Source organism: Nostoc sp. KVJ3, from assembly GCF_026127265.1.
GTDB lineage: Bacteria > Cyanobacteriota > Cyanobacteriia > Cyanobacteriales > Nostocaceae > Nostoc.
The window spans coordinates 1-19,888 of sequence record NZ_WWFG01000004.1 but is presented as its reverse complement, the minus strand read 5'-3'; the positions used below and the strand labels follow the sequence as shown (position 1 = coordinate 19,888).

General features: G+C 41.2%; 21 protein-coding genes and 1 pseudogene. 18 read left to right on the top strand and 4 right to left on the bottom strand.

The genetic code is table 11. The features are described from left to right. Window positions 1-15: 15 nt before the first annotated feature. From GTQ43_RS33490 to GTQ43_RS33480, 3 genes are all read right to left on the bottom strand, one after another. The gene (locus GTQ43_RS33490; RefSeq protein ID WP_265277058.1) at window positions 16-3,213 is read right to left on the bottom strand and encodes a DUF5906 domain-containing protein; all 3,198 of its coding nucleotides are present in this window, start codon (window positions 3,211-3,213) and stop codon (window positions 16-18) included. Window positions 3,214-3,436: 223 nt separating this feature from the next. Then, window positions 3,437-3,619, bottom strand: a complete 183-nt coding sequence (locus GTQ43_RS33485) for a hypothetical protein (protein ID WP_265277057.1) — start codon at window positions 3,617-3,619, stop codon at window positions 3,437-3,439. Next, complete coding sequence (locus GTQ43_RS33480; RefSeq protein ID WP_265277056.1) at window positions 3,619-3,840, bottom strand: hypothetical protein; 222 nt, start codon at window positions 3,838-3,840, stop codon at window positions 3,619-3,621. The genes GTQ43_RS33485 and GTQ43_RS33480 overlap by 1 nt, the downstream gene beginning before the upstream one ends. Window positions 3,841-4,042: 202 nt before the next feature. Here GTQ43_RS33480 and GTQ43_RS33475 point away from each other — a divergent pair, with 202 nt between their 5' ends. The 15 genes from GTQ43_RS33475 to GTQ43_RS33405 all read left to right on the top strand — a co-directional run bounded on the left by GTQ43_RS33475 (window position 4,043) and on the right by GTQ43_RS33405 (window position 16,078). Further along, window positions 4,043-5,068, top strand: a complete 1,026-nt coding sequence (locus tag GTQ43_RS33475; protein ID WP_265277055.1) for a ParM/StbA family protein — start codon at window positions 4,043-4,045, stop codon at window positions 5,066-5,068. Window positions 5,069-5,071: 3 nt separating this feature from the next. Beyond that, a complete protein-coding gene (locus GTQ43_RS33470; RefSeq protein WP_190732886.1) occupies window positions 5,072-5,302 on the top strand; it encodes a hypothetical protein in 231 nt (76 codons plus the stop codon). Window positions 5,303-5,304: 2 nt separating this feature from the next. Continuing rightward, window positions 5,305-5,520, top strand: a complete 216-nt coding sequence (locus tag GTQ43_RS33465; protein ID WP_265277054.1) for a hypothetical protein — start codon at window positions 5,305-5,307, stop codon at window positions 5,518-5,520. Next, the gene (locus GTQ43_RS33460) at window positions 5,517-5,753 is read left to right on the top strand and encodes a hypothetical protein (RefSeq protein ID WP_265277053.1); all 237 of its coding nucleotides are present in this window, start codon (window positions 5,517-5,519) and stop codon (window positions 5,751-5,753) included. The genes GTQ43_RS33465 and GTQ43_RS33460 overlap by 4 nt, the downstream gene beginning before the upstream one ends. A 7-nt stretch (window positions 5,754-5,760) precedes the next feature. Then, window positions 5,761-5,955 carry a hypothetical protein gene (locus tag GTQ43_RS33455; RefSeq protein ID WP_265277052.1) on the top strand — a complete coding sequence of 65 codons (195 nt, stop codon included), beginning with the start codon at window positions 5,761-5,763 and terminating at the stop codon, window positions 5,953-5,955. A gap of 91 nt (window positions 5,956-6,046) precedes the next feature. Then, complete coding sequence (locus GTQ43_RS33450; protein WP_265277051.1) at window positions 6,047-6,490, top strand: hypothetical protein; 444 nt, start codon at window positions 6,047-6,049, stop codon at window positions 6,488-6,490. An 11-nt stretch (window positions 6,491-6,501) separates the two neighbouring features. After that, complete coding sequence (locus tag GTQ43_RS33445; protein WP_265277050.1) at window positions 6,502-7,218, top strand: hypothetical protein; 717 nt, start codon at window positions 6,502-6,504, stop codon at window positions 7,216-7,218. A 24-nt stretch (window positions 7,219-7,242) separates the two neighbouring features. Beyond that, window positions 7,243-7,791 (top strand): hypothetical protein, encoded by a 549-nt coding sequence (locus GTQ43_RS33440; RefSeq protein WP_265277049.1) that lies wholly within the window; start codon window positions 7,243-7,245, stop codon window positions 7,789-7,791. Next, window positions 7,788-9,671 carry an ATP-binding protein gene (locus GTQ43_RS33435; RefSeq protein ID WP_265277048.1) on the top strand — a complete coding sequence of 628 codons (1,884 nt, stop codon included), beginning with the start codon at window positions 7,788-7,790 and terminating at the stop codon, window positions 9,669-9,671. Before GTQ43_RS33440 ends, GTQ43_RS33435 begins: the two co-directional genes overlap by 4 nt. Window positions 9,672-10,122: 451 nt before the next feature. Then, entirely contained in the window at window positions 10,123-10,323 is a 201-nt protein-coding gene (locus GTQ43_RS33430; protein ID WP_414859171.1) for a pentapeptide repeat-containing protein, read from the top strand. A gap of 67 nt (window positions 10,324-10,390) precedes the next feature. Further along, window positions 10,391-11,524, top strand: a complete 1,134-nt coding sequence (locus GTQ43_RS33425) for a hypothetical protein (RefSeq protein ID WP_265277047.1) — start codon at window positions 10,391-10,393, stop codon at window positions 11,522-11,524. 9 nt (window positions 11,525-11,533) lie between these two features. After that, a complete protein-coding gene (locus GTQ43_RS33420; RefSeq protein ID WP_265277046.1) occupies window positions 11,534-13,915 on the top strand; it encodes an NACHT domain-containing protein in 2,382 nt (793 codons plus the stop codon). A gap of 356 nt (window positions 13,916-14,271) precedes the next feature. Beyond that, on the top strand, window positions 14,272-14,739 hold the full coding sequence (locus GTQ43_RS33415) for a hypothetical protein (RefSeq protein WP_265277045.1): 468 nt from the start codon (window positions 14,272-14,274) through the stop codon (window positions 14,737-14,739). A gap of 190 nt (window positions 14,740-14,929) precedes the next feature. After that, complete coding sequence (locus tag GTQ43_RS33410) at window positions 14,930-15,397, top strand: hypothetical protein (protein WP_265277044.1); 468 nt, start codon at window positions 14,930-14,932, stop codon at window positions 15,395-15,397. A gap of 81 nt (window positions 15,398-15,478) precedes the next feature. Further along, window positions 15,479-16,078 carry a hypothetical protein gene (locus GTQ43_RS33405; protein ID WP_265277043.1) on the top strand — a complete coding sequence of 200 codons (600 nt, stop codon included), beginning with the start codon at window positions 15,479-15,481 and terminating at the stop codon, window positions 16,076-16,078. Here the strand turns inward: GTQ43_RS33405 and GTQ43_RS33400 are convergent. Then, a pseudogene (locus GTQ43_RS33400) lies at window positions 16,075-17,181 on the bottom strand (IS630 family transposase). The gene GTQ43_RS33405 and the pseudogene GTQ43_RS33400 sit on opposite strands and share 4 nt — an antisense overlap. Before the next feature lie 121 nt (window positions 17,182-17,302). Here GTQ43_RS33400 and GTQ43_RS33395 point away from each other — a divergent pair. The 3 genes from GTQ43_RS33395 (at window position 17,303) to GTQ43_RS33385 (ending at window position 19,524) form a co-directional block, all read left to right on the top strand. After that, window positions 17,303-18,562, top strand: coding sequence for an NACHT domain-containing protein (locus tag GTQ43_RS33395; RefSeq protein ID WP_265277042.1), 1,260 nt, complete (start codon window positions 17,303-17,305; stop codon window positions 18,560-18,562). A gap of 111 nt (window positions 18,563-18,673) precedes the next feature. Then, the gene (locus GTQ43_RS33390) at window positions 18,674-19,240 is read left to right on the top strand and encodes a hypothetical protein (RefSeq protein WP_265277041.1); all 567 of its coding nucleotides are present in this window, start codon (window positions 18,674-18,676) and stop codon (window positions 19,238-19,240) included. After that, window positions 19,237-19,524: a hypothetical protein gene (locus GTQ43_RS33385; protein ID WP_265277040.1), complete on the top strand. Its 288-nt coding sequence runs from the start codon at window positions 19,237-19,239 to the stop codon at window positions 19,522-19,524. The genes GTQ43_RS33390 and GTQ43_RS33385 overlap by 4 nt, the downstream gene beginning before the upstream one ends. Window positions 19,525-19,888 lie beyond the last annotated feature (364 nt).

Sequence of the window (19,888 nt, the reverse complement as noted above, 5' to 3'; positions counted from 1 at the left end):
TTAGCTTGGCTTGACTCAGGCAATCACGAAGGCTTCGCAAAAATGGGCATCTCGGTTCCCAAATTCCGTCAACACAGTGACAATCCCATTCTTCAAGTTGAAGTTAGTCATCTCCCCAGCAAACTTGATGCTACCATTGCTCCCTCGAACCTCAACTTGACAACCAACAAACCCTGCGATGTCCCCGCCGTCTTTTTCAATCTGCAACAGTGAGTATGAGAACTCAGACTCAGCTTTTACCGAAACAGTATCGGATGCAATTGGCGCGGCGATCGCTGCCTGATCCTCAGTTGGCATACCCGCACCACTTTCTAGTTGATCCGCACCATTTCCGCAGGACTCACCGCAGCAGTTTTCCTTATCCTGCAAGGGTTCCGCATCACCCGCACCAGTTGAGGTGGCATATTCTTCTTTTTCCATTGGGATAGGAAGCGATTGAATTTTCATTTCTGACTCTTCAATGTTATTTTCATGTAAATCTGAAAAAGTGGTGCGGGTGGTGCGGAAGTCCTGATTTTGCGAGGTTTCTGGTGCGGAAAGTGGTGCGGAAGTGGTGCGGGTTTCGTCTAATGTGGTGCGGGTAACTTCCAAAATGCCAATGCCTTTGAGTACTGGAATGTTTCTTTTAGCAATGTCACAGTACCTAGTTCCCTTGACAGCCTTGGGGAAGAGTTGAGAGATGCGTGGGATTATTTGATTGATGCCCTTCACGTTTTTATCGCTGGGACGAACTTGGTCGATCCACGTTCTGCGGTTGCCCTCATCTATGGTCAGCGTTCCATTATGGATATAGTGCTGTTCCAGCATTGACCATAAAGCCCGTGCGGTAATTTCCCCATCAGGCACATAACCTATATTTGCGCTTAAGATGAAGTCAAAAAGATGATTATTCTCTCTCTGAAGGTTGTGGAAAGCGTCGGTTGTGCATTCATAATTGATACCTGACTCTACAAGGTTGCTGAGAGCTTTTAGCATTCTATTTAGGAATGCTGGGGCAACATGCGTTCTAATAAACTCTGGATCGTAGCGAAATCGGGGGTCGCCTTTTATCTCGTTTGGATTATTTGGCGAAGGATTATCTACAAAGGTTTTCCTGAATTCTAAAATTGCAATCCTATCTTTGATTGCTTGTATTACGCCTTGAAATGCGGGAGTCTCGTTTAAGTTGAAAATACCTATTGCGTTAGAAGAGAATTCTATATGGTCTTTCCCTTTCTGTTCGCAATGTAGTGTATCTCCAGTGACAAATAATTTTAAACTTTGAAGTCTATCAATCCTAGATGTTTGTGGGTTTTCAGAAGCCCAGTTAACTCGACTATATATAAGTGGGGCTAGTCCGAATTTTCTGCCTTCGTCATAAGATTGAAAGTCACCCAAAGAAACAGAAGTTAATCCGTTTTTCCCATAAATGGTTGATACACATTCGCGCAGAGCATCTTTACCATTAGAACCAAGACCAATTGCAAACATTGCTTTTACCTCTCTGCCTCTAAATTTTCTAACAGTTTGAAGGTCAAGGGATGCAGCAATATTTCTCAGAAATATTTCTTGTTGTGGCTTGTCTAAGCAAGCTAAAAGTTGCTCACAATATGTATCGTCAGCCGACGGGTCATATTCAATTAACGGTTCATAAATGAAGTAGTCCTGGGGCGTATGCGGGTCTAATCTTATTGTAAAATCCCTGCCTTCCCACTCAACCCTGACTATCCCATTAGTGCAATTTACGCCAGGAGGATTGATTAGTTCTGGGTCAATTTCTGTCCCCATTTTTACCCATTCCAAAACCTTCTTGACTGAACTAGGTGAAGCATAGGGACAAGACTTTTTACCCTGTTCGTTCTCGACCACAAAGGAATTGCAAAAGTCGTAGATTCTTTTGCGTTCTGTGGAATCTGGGGAGTGTTTATAATGATTGCCAGTGTGGTAGTAAAGCTTATCAGCAGCACAAATCCAGTTCTTATCGCCGTAGAGAGCTTGAAAAGCTTGCTGGGTAAAGGCTACAACCGGATTTTGGTCGTCATCATCACTTACATTTACCTGTGCTTGTTGCGATCGCTGCGCTACGGCCGCGTGAATCTCCTGCTCTAACCGACGGATAAATTCTGGTGTTTCCATCTGCCCCAAGATTTCTTTGATATCACTTGATTTATATGGTAAATCAGGGCAGATGTCGTGAGGGTTTATTCCAATAAATGCAATTCCCACTTCGGCTGCACACTCCTGGCAGGTCTGGAGTTTCTTTAAGCCAGTGTCGTCGGCATCGTGCAGAAAAACGATTAATCCTATGCCTGAATCTTTTAGAAGTTGATATTCTGGGGTGATAGTCTTTTTATCCCATCCACTACCCTGAAACGTAATCCCAGCAAGACCATGCTCCCGACCAACTTCTACGCATCCCTCGCCTTCATGCTGGAGTAGTGCCGGGGTGACATTCACTGATTTACTAGCGGCGATCGCTTCATCAATGCGGTAAGCTTTCCAGGGTTCATCCCCTTTTCTCATCTCTGGAGTGCCATCTGGAAGCCTGTGCCATTGGCGGAAGGATTTATCTTTTCCCTTCTCTTTGATATAATCCGCCCATTCATAGCGAATTACCCATTGGGTTTGTGAGTAAGGGTAGATTGTTTGTGTTGCATTCCCTGGTATTCCCTTTGGTAGCTTGCAAGTTATGTTTTGAGTTTGGGGTATGTCAGTCGCCGCTTGGGTCAACATCACCAGTGCTAATTCACCATCTGGAATTGGTGCTGGTTTAGGCAAGATTCTCTTGGGCTTCGCAGCCAAACGGTTTAGGGATGGAGTGTAATTAGCCCCTGCCCTTTCTGCCACCACTTCAGCCCAGGGTTTAATTGCCTCTCTGATGTCCTTACACTCACAATTATTGAAGCATCTGTACTTCCCGGTTTCTGGGACAATAGATAAGTCATTACCGCCACAAACTGGACAAATAAACTTATTTTTAGCTTTGGACGGTGAGAGCTGATCTTGAAAATTTCGGATGTCGAATTTTTCAAATGCCTGTTGAGTTCTTGAGGCATTAGTTTTTTTTGGTGTATCTTCAAGGCGTTTATTTTCTACACTGGCAGTTTTGGTATTGCGTGCTGCTAACTCTTGCTTAATTGGGGCAGATTGTGCTATTTTAGGCGGCTCAGAAATATTCGGGGTTGCGCCATGATCTAACAGTCCGGGCGCACTTTGCATTTCTAGCGTATTCATTTGTACTACTCCATGTATTTTTTGTGTGTTTCTGGAGTAGTTCTTTGCCGTTATCGCCGCGTTCTGTTACGTTAGAAGGTGAACAATATTAAAAATTAATCTGGTTGTAGTTTTTGTTGACTACTCGTGAACGACCGTAAATCGTTCTTGGTGTTCGCCTCATCATCTAACAGAGCGCACCCGAAGCAGCAAGAGCTACTCCTTTTTTTTTGTACCCAAGCATTCAATCTGCTTGGGAATTTTTGTTTTTTAACCAGTTCTTAAGCATTTTCTTGATTGATTGTACTGCGTCCTGCTCTACATATAAGATGCGATTACTATCTAAGACAAAGTAAACAGCTAGGCATTCTGGTAGAAACTTGTGGTCAGATAGTGGCAATGGAGGAAGGGAAAGAGGGTCAATCATTACTTATCGCCCCCAGACTGCTTATCTCTCTCTATCGCATCAAGAATAATCCTCTCGACAAGATTGCTAAGTGTTCTACCCTCCTTTGCTGCCCACAATCTTAAGTACTGCTTCGTTTCTGTCTCACAAGTGAAGTTTATCTTCTCTGTTCTCACGTCATCTTCGGTCATGTTCTCCCTTCTCAAGATATATCCTTTTGCTGATATTTTTACAGTTCTCATCTTCTCATCTCTTGCTAACTTCTCATATTATATGCTAAGTTGAGAAGTGTAAGGCATAAACCCACAAGTGGCGAAGATAACCACGGATGGAAGCGGATAACAGACCCCGCAAGACGGATAGAACAGTAACCGCAGATATCCAAAGCTTTTTCACCACAAAGGTTTTACGAAAAATTGAAACAAATTTAAGGACTTCAATCAGATGGTAGATTTGGCATCAAGTCCCACATTAGGGACATTAGCCCCATCGTTGACCCCTGCTTCTTGGGATTGTGGCAACGGGTATTCTAAACTACATTTTCCCCAAGGAGAGATACTTATTCCCTCCTACTTTAAACAAGTCATTGAAACGGACTCTAACGACTACGAAAGCTTAGGCAACGGTGCGGTAGTCGAATATCTTCAAGGCGAACGCTCTGATCTATCTGGCTCTAAGTGGTTGATTGGAGAGACTGCCGAAATTTACTGTAAGCAGTCATTTGGGCGCATTGTTGATGACTTTAGAAACAAGATTACTTATGGGCTGCAAATGCTCTTAGGTGCAATTGCTCAAACTCCTAGACAGCAGAGCTATAACTTGTTTTTAGTCGCTTCATTGCATGACTCTCAAGCCTTTGCCCATGATCTAAAGAAAGCCTTGCAAGGTAAGCACATCGTCAAGTTTGATGGCAAAGACATTGTAAACGTTGATATCACCTGTCAAATAACAGAGGAAGGTGTAGGAGCATTGTTAGTTTCCCGCGCTCCTGGTCAGCAGAAAGTCGCGCTCATTGACCTGGGGCATGGAACTACTATCACCTCAATATTTGAAGGCAACAAACTATTACAAAATAGTCGCAAGATTGACACAGTAGGCGTTCACCATCTTTGTGAGACGATAGCGAATAACCTCCAAACCCGTCGCCACCTTGGTAAACCAGCTAACCCTCATCTGATCCGAGAGGGGATGAGCAAGAACTTTGTTTATGGAACCACCAATTGGGAGTTTTCAAGCATTTACTCATCGGAACTCAAGGGATGGCTTGCATCTTGTTTAGTGCCTGCGTGGAAGCATTTGCAATCCCGCGCTGATGACCTGGATGCTATTTACCTTGTGGGTGGCGGTGCAATGCTGCCATCAGTTAGTGCAATCGCATCTAGGCAAGGAATAGCACAGATTCCTAATTCCCAGACTGCTAATGCAATTGGGTTACTGAAATTAGCTGTTGCATCACTAAAGAAGGTTTAATTCATGGCGAAAGATAACCGGGTTTGCATCCCCAAAGATTTGATTGACCCCGTAAAGGCTGAGGCGGAAAAACTGCTTCTCACCGATGACCTGACCTCTGCTGTGACTTGGATTTTAAGGGCTTACTTTCGAGATAAAAATTCACTTTGCTGTCAGCACAAGCAACAACCTGCTCTAACTGACCAGTCCCAACCCGACAGCTTAAGTAACTTTGAGGATTTGTTCGTAGCGTAACCATGAAAATCAACAAAACACTTGGATTCTCTGTTGCTGCCCTTGGCTTTCTAGCCCTCGGCTATTTCGGAGTGCAGTATTTCGGCCGTAACAATATGTTCACCATTGCCGCAGCCGTGGGTGGTGCAGGGGCCATCAGCTATGTACTTCAAAAGCCGAGTCAGCCAGAAGCCCCAGCCGCACCAATCAAAACCCAAAGGAGAAGAAACAAGTCATGAGCGACCAAGAAACCATGCAGACACAGCCATCGCTAACAACAACCGAAATTATGACCATCATCCTCGGTTGTGAACAGACTTTAAGGTTCGTGCAAGCATCTCCCAATTACAAACAAATTGAAGCGTCCGAACGGTTCAGTACATCGAATGACCTAAAAATAGGTGATGCAGTGCAAGCCTTGATGGAGATTCACGAAGCCATCCTAAATATCGAGTTCTACTCTCAAGTTTGAGGAACTTATGTTAGAAACGACAACCTTAGTGCGTAACCATTTGTATGAATTTCGAGGTCAACAACTCCGCTACAGCCATCGGTCTAATTGTCGAGTCAATGCCCCTTTCATATTCAATGACTCGAAAGGCAGACGCAAAGAATTAAGCCAAAACCAAGTGCAGAGGGAGGTTTTTGAACTTGTTGAGTTTTGTGAGAACTGATGATGAAGCGATTGCCCCGACCGACCAAAGTAAGTGCAATCGCCTCATCCGAAAGTGCATCAAGTACACATCGTTACAAGGATTCTAACAAATGACACTTGACTACAAAAATCCTAATGATTGGGGCAAATCGCCTCTGACCGACTCCGCCCTGAGAAAGCAGCAATTCAAAGTAGAAAATCCTGAACAATGGGCAGCAATGATTTCGGCAGATATTGAGGCACTTTCCACACCATTGGAAGAGAGTGAAGATTACCCACCTTTCACCGGAACGGAATTTCTAGCGACTCATTCAACCATTGATGACCATCCATACTCTGCTGCATTTGGTCAATTCTTGGGCAATGGGATTGACCCTGATATTGCAAATATATTGGCGTTTGGCTCCAACCGATTTGATTTAATTTCTGATGATTTTGACGACCCAGTAAGGCAATTAGCAACGAGAATTTATAGCCGATTTGAAGAGATGGGTTACTGGGATGAATTGCCCCAAGAGTCAAGTAATATCGACTACGACAACATACCTTATTAGGAGTGTCAGCAATGGACTTTGCAATACGTAATCCGGTAGTTGGTCATGCAAGCCATATTGACGAAAAGGCACAATCTTGGGGAGGGTTTGAGTCTGATATATTGGGCTATCTCTCCGATATAAATAAGCTAGAACAGTTTGCGGATTACGCCAATAATGCCCAAGAATTATCTGACAGATTAGAACCATTTCTCGACAACGCCAAGGTCGTCTTTGAGGCGATGGAGAAGTTGACCAAAGGGCAAGTAACTTGGACTGAACTTCGTAAACAATACGGCTCTCATGTAGCAGGTGCTATCGCCAAAATTCGCAAACTAAACGCTGAATTTGACAGCGAGATGAGTAAGATAGATGCCCAAGATAGAGCCGACTTGTTGCGAATTGACCAAAAACGTAAGCACGGACTAACCGAAGTTGCTACACAATTACACCACGACTTACAAGCAGAATTGTGGAGACATGAAAACAAAATTAGTGGGATAGAAAATAGACAAACTGTGCAAGCCGAAAGGCAAGCAATCACAACAGGACTGAGAGAGAAACGTCAACAACTTTTAGCCCGTGCGAGGTTTGGATCAAGAGCATTAGAGCCGAATCAAACGCCCCAGGAAGTGATACCAATTCAATCCCAAAATCATGCACCATCTTCTAGTGTTTCAGCAACAGGAACAGTGAGAGGTTGGGGTGCAATGTTGGGTAACTTGTGGCAGAAGTTAGGCGATAGATAACTATTAGTTAAAAGGATAAGGCTGATGCTAGTAAGGAAACGAAATGAAGATCCTCATAGCGTCAGCCCTTTTTTGCATGAAGGGCTGGCACAAACACCACAATCAACTAAGCAGCATCAACAACCCGAACAGTTACCACCACTCCCAGAAAATAACCGAGGTAGAACATTTAGACGTGCTGGTAATGCTTGTGAAATTGTCGCTGGCAGTTGTCTAAATAGTGCAGTGATTTTTACTTTTCATCTGTTGCAAGTTCACCCAGTTGGAATGTTCTTAGCTGTGGGTACTGCACACCTCTACTTTACTGCCACTGCAACAGGTGAAGGCTTCAATAATTTCGTCACTAATTTAATGACTGGTTGCAGTGCATCACTGGCTTTATTGTGTGCGCTCTCTGACCCGATTAGTGAATGGAATGAAGCGAGAACTTCTACTATTACTGCTAATACTTCAATTGAGTCGGTTTATAAACCAAAAACTGCTGAATCTTCAAGTTGGATGGATGGTGCAGGAGTGGGCATATTTCTAGCGATATTAATGTTTTTTCTATTTGGTAGTAGGAGAGGTAAATGAACTATCTATCTGAGAAACATAAACAGTTATCCGAGTCACAGCAATCGGGTTTAATGTTGTGGTTTGGTCGCCTACCGATGGACAAGAAAGCTGTCGCAATTGGGCTGAGTTTAACTGTGGGAATTAGCTCGGCAGCAATGGCTTGGCAAGGAACCAGCAGCGATCGGATCTACTTCTGCATCAAAACCCCTTCAAAAACATTGGTGTGTCGGGATAAAGATAACCGACCGTTTCGCATGACCCCCTTCTACTGGCAAGAATGGAAACTGTCTGGAATGCCCCCTCAAGTAGTGCGTGACCCAGCAATGGGCGTTAACGGACTCGTGAAAGCGACTAACCCATATAAACCGTTTTGGGCGTTTGGGGGATTCCTGGGGTTTGCGCTAGCTGGGTGGATGCTGCGGCACTGCCAATCGGAAGAGAAGCAGAGAGCAGTTTTTGAAGACATTGCCCAAAAACGGGATGCTGCAAAAGCAGAAATGGCCGCACGTTCCGAGTTGTTGGAGAGTTACCGAGATGTTGCGATCGCAGAAGTCCAACTACAAGCCGACTTGGATTTAATCGCTAATGATCGCACTGTTGATATCACCAAAGCCGAGATTTACGCCCACACTGAGATTGAAGTTACCCAGATGGAGGCAACTGACGCAATCTTTGAGGCGCAGACGGCTGGGATGAGTGAAGAACAGAAGGCGGAGTATATTAAGCAGTTGCGAGAGATGAAAACGCCCTATCTACAAGGTAGCCAGACTCTACAGGGGACGATTGACCCCAACGATAAGGTTACTGGGGCAGACAGCCAAGCGATCGCTCCCACTGACAAATATCGCTGGATCAAAAACACTATCGGCTACCCCACTTTAATCTTTGGTGGCATGGGTGCTGGTAAATCCTGGACTACCAGAGAGATTATCTGGAAGAAAGTACAAGCTGGGTGGAACATCGTAGCGCTTGACCCGCACGGCACACAGGTCGAGTGGCGAGGTGTGCGGCTGATTACTGGCTACAAAGAAATAGCCGAATTCATGCAATGGTACATGGATGAAATGCGCCAGCGCTATGAAGATTACCGCAAGAGTGGCATGACTGAAGAACAGTGGACAGAACGGTTAAGAAATAGCGGCAAGATGCTATCAGTTATCTGTGAAGAATTTACGACATGGACAGATAACATAATTGAGCCAATGCCGGACGATTGTGAGGATGAAAAATGGAAGCCCGACCCTGATTTTATTGGTAAATGGTTTCGGTGTGCCATGACCGAATCTCGCAAACAATTGATGATTCCTTTGTTTGTAGCTCACGACCGCACAATGGAGATTTTAGCCAAAGCTAAAGGACTATCAAAACTTCGGGATGCTGCATTGTTGGAAGTAGAACTAATTGCAACTATTGACCCAATCACCACAGAAGCAAAAGCCAGTGGTAGAGGTAGGATTAAGCTACCTGGGCATGGGCAATGGATTGATATTGAACTGCCTAAGCTCGACCACAAGCGAATTGATTTTCGGCTTGATAGCCCAGTGCCACAGGCAGGAGAAAGCCCAACTCAACCCCAACTTTCCACCGATCACAAAACAGCAGAGCGCATCTGGCAACTCGAATTTAATTTAGAGAAGCCCCCAGCAGACTCTAGCCCAACCCAATCACTAACACCCATTGCCCAATCGTTGCTGCAATTCCTCCAGCGCACTTCTCGAACATCGGCAGTCATACAGGAGATACAGCCCAACTTTAAGGTAAAAGGTCAACGGTTTAGTTCGGAGGAGTTGAAGCGACTGTTTAATGAGTTGGTTGAGAACAGTCTGGCCGTCTGGCTAGATGCTAATACCATCGAAATCAGCGATTTTCAGACAGACGGACAGAACGGACAGAATTAGACAGAATCCTTATGCAGCAATGGACAGAGCAGACAGACATTTAGACAGAGTTAAGACAGGAGACATTAGCCCTTGGTAAATCACCAGGGGTTTTATTGTTAGCGCTCACCCTTAGACAATTCCCTGATAAATGCGTCAATCGCCTTGCCTCTGCCGACTGCCGCCCCATCTCAGGCAAGTTAAGGGTACGCTCACATATCGCTTCATAGTCTGGCTTAAGTTCCTGCCCAAGAGATTCGCCCTTTACAAGAGTTGCTGTGAATTCCCCAATTGCTCGTCTACCTCTTGCCTAAAGTCGGCGTTCGCTCCCGTCGTAGCGAGGGTGTTTATGACTTGCAATTTCCATTAAATTTTTCTCTTAAAAATAGTCAATCAACTTAAAGCGTTAAAATTCTGGAATTGTTCATGGTATATCTGTATCCAAAAAGCAGTTTATATACAGCACCCAGCCATGCCCCAAGACTTCTCCGGTCGAAATCTCCAAGGACGCAACTTCAAAGGGAGGAAAGACCTTGCGGGTGCGAACTTTAGCTATACAGATATTCGCAGTGCAGATTTTACAGGGGCGAATCTAACAGGTGCAAACTTTAGCCGTTGGAGTTATAGAACTAAAATTATGAACAAACCACTACCTTATAATTATGATAAATAACAGTCTGATACAAAACTATTTCTGAATTCTCTAAAATTATATTATTAATTATCTGAAAATTTTGTCAATGAATAATGAATTATTAATTTTAATTAAGAGCATTGAAAGAAATTGTCATAGTCAAGAAATCAAACTATCTGATATATTAAGGCAATGTAAATCTTTAGGATATAAATTAAATTATATCCCTCTGAAAACATGGGTCAATTACGAGTTAATTGGATATCCAGAAGATATAGAATTACCACAATATAGAATTATAGATAACGTACCTTTGTTTGGAGACTTGATCGGTAATCATTTTGGAAATATTGTAACTATCAAAAAAACTCCTATAGAAGTTGACCCAAGGATTTTAAAAGAGCATATAGAAATTTTACACAGATTTCCTTTTCGTAATAATGTAGCTAACTTACAATCAATGATTGATTCAGCAAATAACCAGGTACTACGTTTTCCCTTACCACAATCAATATTACCTTATTTAGAAACTGGTTATTCTGACACCTCCTTAGTCATTGCCTATAGAATTATTAGTGTCAATTTAATTGCCGGAATTTTAGATACTATAAAAACTAGAATATTAGATTTTACTCTAGAAATTCAGGATCTCCAATTAGATTTAGAATATGATAATTCAAATACAATCGACAGTATTTTTAAGGAATTTATTCTAAAAAGTCCTAACATCTATTATATAAATACAATACATAGTGTAGGTTCCATGAATCAAAATCCAGGTAACTTCTCAGTTGGTGGTTCAGTAAGCGGCAACGTCAACAACGTTCAAGGCGATAACAACCGCGCAGTGCAAGGAGATAATAATCAGGCTGTCCTTGGTGACAATAATCAAGTAACACAACAAAATCAAGTGGGGGCAGATACCGGAGAATCACTAACTAAAGAGGATGTTGTCAAGTTACTGGCACAATTAGAAACTTTAATTCAAGGTGCAGAACTCCCAGCCGACACTAAAGAAGAAGTAATTGAAGACTTGAGTGCAGCTAAGAAAGCCACAGATAAAGAAGAACCAAATAAGCAACGAGCATTAGAGCGTTTGGGAACTGTGGCAGAAACACTTGAAAAAACAAGTAAGGGCGTGGAAGCTGGTCAGAAAGTCTGGACAATAGCCAAGCCGATTATTGTGAAAGTTGCAACTTGGTTAGGTGTTGCTGCTGGTTCTCACCTGTTGGGATTGTAGAACTGATTTATGAGCCAGCCGCCTGATAACTTTGAACAACAGCCTGATGTAAATTCAACGCAGCAGGCTGATAGTTCTATATCTCAAAATGTAGTTCAGGGGAATCAAAACCGAGCCGTTCAGGGTAATGATAACCAAGCTGTTCTGGGGGATGGTAATACAGTAGTTCAGGGTAATAACAACTTGATGTTCGTCATCAAGGAATTAATCTTTGGGCAGCAGACAACACCAGTAGGCAACCCTGAACGACCAAAGAATGAACGGATATTATTAGCCGCAGTCAAGGAAGAAGTTACAGCACGGTTAAGACAATCTCTACACAATGCTGTGCTGATTAATTTGGGTAAAGAATCACAACCGCAACAAGTAAAACGCCCTTGGGATGCTGAGATAAAAATTGGTTTAAAACCTGCTGTACCTCTCTCAGATACCACAACAATTTTAGAAGTTTTTGACTCACAAGAAATTGCAGGTAAACTGTTAATTTTAGGTGAACCAGGAGCAGGTAAAACAACCACGCAATTAGAACTAGCACGAGAATTAATTAAACGTGCCGAAGAACAACCAGATTATCCTGTTCCTATTTTACTTAACTTATCTTCATGGCAAAATAAGCGTCCGAAGCTGGAAAAATGGTTAATCTCAGAACTAAAATCAAAGTATGGTGTTCGACCTAGTATAAGTAAGCAATGGTTGGAATCCCGTCTGATTTTACCAATGCTAGATGGATTAGATGAGGTGTCACTGCATCAGCAACCATTCTGTGTTGAAGCAATTAACCAGTTTCTTAAAAATGAGAATAGACCCCCATATCTAGTAGTTTGTAGTCGAATTGAAAATTATAACGCATACACAAATCTACTCCTTCTTAATGGAGCAATTTCTTTGCATGGTTTTACTAACTCCCAAATTCAGCTTTTTCTTGAAAGAGTTGAACTAGATAACTTCTGGAATTTTCTTCATAACAACTCTGTTCTGCTAGAATTACTTAGCAATCCACTCTTGCTTAGTGTAACTATCTTAGTCTTTCCTCAGCTTTCAGAGAACGATTGGAAACAAATAACTTCTAGTGAAAATTTCAGGCAGAGACTACTGGATGCGTACATCCATCAAATGTTTACTCGCAGTCTTAAGCAAAGTTTATTTAAACAGGAATCTCTGCCTACGATTAAGGAAACTTGTTTAAAACTATGCTGGGTAGCTCAGAATATTCAATTGCAAGGTAGGTCTGACTTTTTAATTGAAGATATGCAGCCTGATCTATTAAGTAAGTCTTATCAGAAAGTATTGTATAGATTAATATTAGTAGTTTTATGCGGAATTATCGGACAATTTATAAGTTGGGTAATTATATTATTAGTAATAACCCTGAATTTAGCCTTCAATGATAAAAAAGATAATCAAAAACATCATATTAATTCTTTTGAAGATATTAAAAGTATAATTGAACAAGATATTAAACAAGCTGAAGAATATTTGAAAAGTGGAAATTCATCAAAATGGCTAGTCGCAATGTTAATCATCGCTTTTTGTGTAATAGCTACAGCTTCCTCTTCATGTAATAGTTTATTAGAATTTGCTAAAACGAATCTATTAGTTTTTATTTATATAAATGAAATACAATATTTTTGCAAAAATATTGACTTTATATTTAATTGTAGTGGATTTATTATAGGCGCTATGACTGGATTCAATATTGGTTTAAAAAGAATAGAGACTCTTGAATATTTAAAGTTTCCTTTGAAAAAGGAGGAGTTCAAGAGATTTGGGAATGGATTCATCAAAGGTTTTATTTATGGATTAAGCTCAGGTATATCTCGTGGAAGAGATATTGTATCTGGTTTTATTATCCTCGTATCAGCCATAGTATTGATTATTTCACTAATAATAGCAGCAAGCTCTGGATTTTGGTATTTGATACTAATAGCATTTCTAGTACCGATTTTGATATTAATCTTAGGTTTAGTGCTTGGGTTGGCTCTAGGTCTAGTGAGAGGGTTTATACTTGGTTTAATTCTAGGTTTACGAGTAGATGTAAATAGCAAGTTTTACCCAAATCAAGGAATTAAGGAATCTGCTAAAAACTCTATTTATATAGCTGTTATTTTGATAATTGCAATATGTATACCCTTTTTCTCAGATGCACTTGTTTCATGGATTCTTGCTGTGTACTTTCTACCAATTACTGACGGTTTCGGTGGACTTGCTTGTATTCAACATTTAGCATTACGTATTACTTTATGGCAAAGCGGCTACATCCCCTGGAACTACGCCCGTTTTCTCAACTACTGCACAGAGCGCCTATTTCTTCAACGTGTTGGTGGTCGCTATCGCTTCATCCACAAACTACTGCAAGACCACTTCGCCCAAATGGAGTTTAAACGAAATTAGAAGATACAACCAATTTACGAGGGGAAGGTTATAATCAAAACCTGTTAAAAAGTATAAGGAGATAAAGGAGATACCTCGAAGCGGGGCAATCACTATTCCCGGCGACAAGAAAGTTATTCCGAAGGCTTGAGCCGTTGAAATCTGGGCTGTTTCTACACCAAAGTGTAGACATGAAACTTTGAAACAAACGCCGATAATAAAATTTTTTGGCTATCTCCTAACCTTTCCTCAAATCAGCTATGGTTAACTGTTGTTTCTAATGTTAGACGATTATTTATCATAAAACTCTGCTAATTTTAAATAAAATTTTAATTATATAAACAATTCATTAATGATTATTTTTAGAAACGAAAAATATGTCTAAATCCAATGAAATATTAAATTTAATTAAGAATATTGAAATTAACTGTCATACTCAAGAGATAAGGTTAGCTGACATATTGAGGCAGTGCAAATCTTTAGCATATAAATTAAATTATTCTCCATTCAAAACCTGGGTTAATTATGAATTAACAGGTTATTCTGAGGGGATAGAATTGCCAGATTATAGAATTTTAGAATATGTACCTATATTTGGCGATTTACAAGGACTCCATTTTGGAAATATTGTATTTCTTAATCAAAGACCTCTAGGGATAAAATCGACTTTTCCAAGAGAACATATAGAGTCTTTACATACAGACGTTTTTTTTGAAAGTGTTGCTGCTTTACAAGCAATTATTGAATCATCTAATGGAGAATCAATTCCATTTAGTTTACCAATGTCGGTATATCCTCATCTAGAAACTTATACAAATGCATCGTTGGTACGTGCTATAGATTAGTTAGCTTTGATGTGGTTGTAGGGATTTTAGACACTATAAAAACTAGAATATTAGATTTTACTCTAGAAATTCAGGATCTCCAATTAGATTTAGAATATGATAATTCAAATACCATAGACAGTATTTTAAGGAATTTATTCTAAAAAGTCCTAACATCTATTATATAAATACAATACATAATGTAGGTTCTATGAATCAAAATCCAGGTAGCTTCTCAATTGATGGTTCTGTTAGTGGCAATGTCAATAACGTCCAAGGTGACGGCAACCGAGTAGTTCAAGGAGATACAACAATGGCTGGCGATCGCAATATCAACACAGGCGGCGGCAACTATAACGAGCGCATTGAACGCGATTATATCCAAGGTAATTACTACGCGGCTGGACAACCGCAGAGCCTTGCCCAAGCTGCTGCTGAGATTCAGCAATTGCTAAAACAGCTAGAGCAAACTTACCCTACCACCACTACATCACAGCAAATGGTAGTAGCGGCAGAAGCCATAAATCGCATTGAAAGCAACCCAACATTGAAAAAACGAGTAATAAATGCGGTTAAAGAAGGTGGCTTGGCTGCTTTTGAAAAAGCTATTGATAACCCAGCAGGCGCTTTTATTGTTGGTGCTATCAAAGGCTGGCAGGAAGTAGAGATAGAAGATTAAGGAAACTGAATTAACATACTTCTAAGTTCATAGTTTACCAACCCGCAGCTTCTAGGCTGAAAATTTAGCTCATGCAAAAATATGGAAGAGCCGAACCCGCCTGAAAACCGCAATATCAATACTGAAGGAGGTAATTATAACGAACGGATTGAAGGCGACTATATTCAAGGTAATGTTTTTCAAAATATTTTTAATATTCTAGGTGGTCAGCAGACAACACCAATAGGCAACCCTGCCAGACCCAAGAACGAGCGGTTACTATTAGCCGCAGTTAAGGAAGAAGTTACAGCACGGTTAAGGCAATCTCTACACAAGACCGTGCTGATTAATTTGGGTAAAGAGCCGCAACCCCAGCAGGTAAAAAGACCTTGGGATGCTGAGATAAAAATTGGCTTAAAGCCTGCTGAACCTCTCCCAGATACCACAACAATTTTAGAAGTTTTTGATTCTGAAGAAATTGCAGGTAAACTGTTAATTTTAGGTGCGCCAGGGGCAGGTAAAACAACCACACTATTAGAACTAGCACAAGCTTTAATCAAACGTGCGGAAGAACACCCTGATTATCCCGTTCCGGTTTTATTAAACTTATCCTCATGGAAAGATGACCGCCAATCTCTAACTGATTGGTTGGTGGCAGAACTGAAATCTAAACCTAGTAGTCTGCCAAGCCAACTTTGCTAGGTTAAATTCGGATATAAACGCTGCATTTTTCGGCGAGCGTCTTTGGTTTGAAAACCCCAATAGACACTAGCTTTTTGCTGATTACGTTGTTTCTCCCAAGCGGCAATCTCAGAAGTTAATGTTTCTGCATAGGAATACGCCCGTTCTAAACATTGGCGAGATAAAACAGATAATTCAATTTCTACTGATTCAGCCAAGAAGCGTGTTTAGGAGTATAGTGAAACTCTAATTTTTGAATAATTCGACGTGCTTCTTCTGGTGGAAAAACTTCGTATAATGCACTGGGCGTATGAATATCAAGTTATCAACTACTAAACGAATAACATCAGCATCTCGGTAACAAACATCTACTAAATTTTCATCTGTTTAGCAAAATCGCTTTAGTTCGACGTTCTGTAACTTCGATATGCCGCCAGCCTGCCAAGGGTTGAAAACATGCAAATAATTTACTGCCCCTTACGTTTATACTCAAAATCATAACGTTCAGGCTGCTCCGGCTCTGGTGGCAAAGGAAGCCTTACTTCTTCTACTAATTGGTATGGACGTTCATCAAAGCAGACTACAGGGCGTTTAGGATCATAAGGCTCATTGTATAGATCCAGCACATCTTCCATTCGGAAAAACATATTCTGCGTTAACTTCAGGAATACACCATTGTTCTTTCAACCAAGGCTTGATTTCATTTTTTTTAAAGTTTGACGTACTGTTTCATCTGAGATTGAATCTATGATACCAACGTTCACTAAATGATCTGCTAATAATTGCATTGTCCAACGTACTCTTCCAACTGGTGGATTAGAACAAGCTGTTGCAATCAAAAATGCTTCTTGTTTTTCATCTAACTTTTTAGGTTTTGGTGGATGAACTTCATCCTTTAAAGCAAAATCTAACCCTCCAATGACGAATTTTTCTCGTATTCGTTGCACTGTTGCAACATGCGCTCTAACTATGCTAGCGATCGCTTGATCCGTTTCTCCTTCAGCAGCCATCAGAAGAATGTTTGCACGGGTTATGGTTCTTGCTTTGTGCTTACCTTTTTTAATTATTGCTTGTAGCTGAGAAACTTCATCTTCATTCAAGTCAACAATGTACTTTTTTGCCATATTACACCCCGTTTTTGGCTATTTTACCAATTAGAGGTTTTACTTAGCAAAGTTCCCTTGGTAGACTACTAGATATGGATTTGACAAAAAGATAGGGAAGCAGTGGGTAACAGAACAAGTTGTGCTGCCCCTTCTGGACGGATTGGATGAGGTGGCTCCAGAACGGCAGAATTTATGTGTTCGGCAGATCAATGGCTTTCTGGCTGGAGAATCTGCACCGCGCTATGCGGTGGTGTGTAGCCGGATTGAAGAGTACGAGAACTACAAGACTACTCTGCAATTAAACGGGGCGGTTTACTTGAAAGGGTTGAGCGATCAACAAATTCAGAACTACCTGACCAAGGTTAGACGGCAGGAGTTATGGGACTTGATCGCCCGCAGTCCCGAATTGTTAGCGTTCCTGCGTACCCCTTTGTTACTCAGTATAGCAGTACTTACCTACCCTCAAAACACAACGGAACAATGGCAGCAATTGCAGACCGCAAACGATCAACTTCAGTACTTGCTGGATGGGTATGTGGAGCAAATGTTGCATCGGCCGTTTGAGATTGAGAGCAGTCCCTATCGCAGGCGCATACCACCTACGCCCAGACAGACTCTTCACTGGTTAATCTGGCTGGCATGGCAAATGGAAAAGGTTAATCAAACAGAGTTTTTGATTAGGGAGATCCCCCCTTACATTGTGTTCTATATACTTCCGCTTGATCAACAAAAGAAGTATTGGGTGATTGTTGGACTAATTGGTGGGTTTGTAGGAGGGCTAGGTGTTGAGTTGATTTATGGGTGGATGCCTGGGTTGAGTGTTGGACTGATTTTAGGAATGGGTGTTGGACTGAGCGGTGGGCTGAATGCTAGACCGAATGGTGGACTGATTGCTTTGATGCGTCTCCCGATTTTGATGATGCGCTGCCTGTGTGTTCGACTGACAGATGGACTAGTGTGTTGGTTGTCTTTTGGGCTGATATTTGGGCTGGTTATGGGGCTGCCTCTTGGACTTTTTACAATGATGAATGGACTAATTTATGGGCTGCCTCTTCTTGGGATACCTTCATGGTCTTTTTTGGGGCTGTTTATAGGGCTGTTTGGAGGGCTGTTTGGAGGGCTGTCTTTGGGGCTATTATTCGGGGTGCAATTCCTGCTTGTTGGAATGCTTGGAATGAGTGACGATTATGCCCAACACTTTATGTTGCATCTTTTTCTTTACCAAAGCAAACTCATCCCCTGGAACTATGCCCGTTTCCTCGACTACTGCACCGAGCGATTATTCCTCCAGCGTGGTGGTCGTTACCTTCATCCACAAACTGCTGCAAGACCACTTCGCTCAAATGGAGTTCAAACGGAAATAGGAAGATACAACTCTTTCACGAGGCGAAGGTTATAATCAAAACCTATTAACATTGAACGAAACGCCGATAATACTAATTTTCGGCTATCTGCTAGTCTTTTCTTAAATCAGCTAGGGTTCACTATTGTTTCTAACGCTAATTAAAATATGCAAAAAGTAATAGCAGAACTACCTCCGAAACAAGTAATCAATTTTTTATTACAACATTTCAAGAATACAAATTTGCAAAAGCCGGGTAATTTTCAACAAAATGGAACTGATTTTGGCTTTAAATCAAATGAGGATTTTTGGAAAGTGTTACTACGCGAACGTAATACTGCTTTTAAGTCTTTGATATTAGAAGGCTTTCGGATAGTTGATTGGTTTCCACGTACTCCCGGTTTATATCATACAGAAGATGCTTTCAGAGCAAGAATGGATGCTAAACATTACCTTCGTGAAGAAAAAGGCATTAAATTTTATAACCCACATGGTAAATTTCACATGATAGAAAGGGGGGTGGGTTCTGTAAGATTTAAGCCAGTGACAGTAGAAAATCAAGAATGTTTACTATGCACTGCGACTTCAGATAACTATTGTCATTCAGGTATACCGCTTGCTATTCCTGACAGGCTTGTAAGTAAAATTGATTTTGATGACTACAAATTGTATTTCAATATCATCGGCAAAGTTAAATTTTTACCCAATTTTTTAGAAAATCATTTATACACATGAGCAGGATTCCACAAATATACGTTTTAGTTGATAACTTACAGGTGGTTTCTACAGATAGACTAGCAGAGCCAATCAAGATTACTCCAATGGTTTTTTTTACTAGTAACTCTTCCAGCCTTAACACTGATATAGAAAATGAATTGAACCAAAGAGTAACTTATGCCAATTGTAATGCTCATTCTAACGAAGAGCTAGATATAGCTTGTGATTGGATTAAATTTTATGTGAGTCAATATAGTGGAGTAATCATTACAAATTTGATGAGCAACGCCCAGCATTTGTGATTTGAACCATATTTTGACCAAACGGACACGATACGCTTCACTCCGCACTAGACCAACATATAGGTTCTTGTCAGATTTTGGTGATCATTGAAAGTTACGCACTTTAAGGCATGGCAGAAGGCAGACGGCAGAAGGTTTTAAAACATTTTGTTATCTGGGCGTGGGACTTGTGACCTTTTTTGGGGCGATCGCTGACGGCTTTCAAGTGATGCAGATATTTTATAATCCAAGCAGAGCTTCAATTGTGGAAATTTTTCCTTTCTCCTTCCTTCTGCCCTCTGCCGTCTGCCTTCTGCCTTGTCTCAACCAAGATCACCAAAAGTTGCCAAGAACCAACATATACTTCAAAGTTATAAATGTAGTC

Bases quoted from the DNA above. Each gene is read 5' to 3' on its own strand.
- GTQ43_RS33405 (WP_265277043.1), top strand. From the start codon at position 15,479: ATGGAAGAGCCGAACCCGCCTGAAAACCGCAATATCAATACTGAAGGA.
- GTQ43_RS33410 (WP_265277044.1), top strand. From the start codon at position 14,930: ATGAATCAAAATCCAGGTAGCTTCTCAATTGATGGTTCTGTTAGTGGC.
- GTQ43_RS33485 (WP_265277057.1), bottom strand. From the start codon at position 3,619: ATGATTGACCCTCTTTCCCTTCCTCCATTGCCACTATCTGACCACAAG.
- GTQ43_RS33385 (WP_265277040.1), top strand. From the start codon at position 19,237: ATGAGCAGGATTCCACAAATATACGTTTTAGTTGATAACTTACAGGTG.
- GTQ43_RS33480 (WP_265277056.1), bottom strand. From the start codon at position 3,840: ATGAGAACTGTAAAAATATCAGCAAAAGGATATATCTTGAGAAGGGAG.
- GTQ43_RS33430 (WP_414859171.1), top strand. From the start codon at position 10,123: ATGCCCCAAGACTTCTCCGGTCGAAATCTCCAAGGACGCAACTTCAAA.
- GTQ43_RS33460 (WP_265277053.1), top strand. From the start codon at position 5,517: ATGAGCGACCAAGAAACCATGCAGACACAGCCATCGCTAACAACAACC.
- GTQ43_RS33425 (WP_265277047.1), top strand. From the start codon at position 10,391: ATGAATAATGAATTATTAATTTTAATTAAGAGCATTGAAAGAAATTGT.
- GTQ43_RS33450 (WP_265277051.1), top strand. From the start codon at position 6,047: ATGACACTTGACTACAAAAATCCTAATGATTGGGGCAAATCGCCTCTG.
- GTQ43_RS33445 (WP_265277050.1), top strand. From the start codon at position 6,502: ATGGACTTTGCAATACGTAATCCGGTAGTTGGTCATGCAAGCCATATT.
- GTQ43_RS33420 (WP_265277046.1), top strand. From the start codon at position 11,534: ATGAGCCAGCCGCCTGATAACTTTGAACAACAGCCTGATGTAAATTCA.
- GTQ43_RS33440 (WP_265277049.1), top strand. From the start codon at position 7,243: ATGCTAGTAAGGAAACGAAATGAAGATCCTCATAGCGTCAGCCCTTTT.
- GTQ43_RS33475 (WP_265277055.1), top strand. From the start codon at position 4,043: ATGGTAGATTTGGCATCAAGTCCCACATTAGGGACATTAGCCCCATCG.
- GTQ43_RS33455 (WP_265277052.1), top strand. From the start codon at position 5,761: ATGTTAGAAACGACAACCTTAGTGCGTAACCATTTGTATGAATTTCGA.
- GTQ43_RS33470 (WP_190732886.1), top strand. From the start codon at position 5,072: ATGGCGAAAGATAACCGGGTTTGCATCCCCAAAGATTTGATTGACCCC.
- GTQ43_RS33490 (WP_265277058.1), bottom strand. From the start codon at position 3,213: ATGAATACGCTAGAAATGCAAAGTGCGCCCGGACTGTTAGATCATGGC.
- GTQ43_RS33435 (WP_265277048.1), top strand. From the start codon at position 7,788: ATGAACTATCTATCTGAGAAACATAAACAGTTATCCGAGTCACAGCAA.
- GTQ43_RS33390 (WP_265277041.1), top strand. From the start codon at position 18,674: ATGCAAAAAGTAATAGCAGAACTACCTCCGAAACAAGTAATCAATTTT.
- GTQ43_RS33415 (WP_265277045.1), top strand. From the start codon at position 14,272: ATGTCTAAATCCAATGAAATATTAAATTTAATTAAGAATATTGAAATT.
- GTQ43_RS33465 (WP_265277054.1), top strand. From the start codon at position 5,305: ATGAAAATCAACAAAACACTTGGATTCTCTGTTGCTGCCCTTGGCTTT.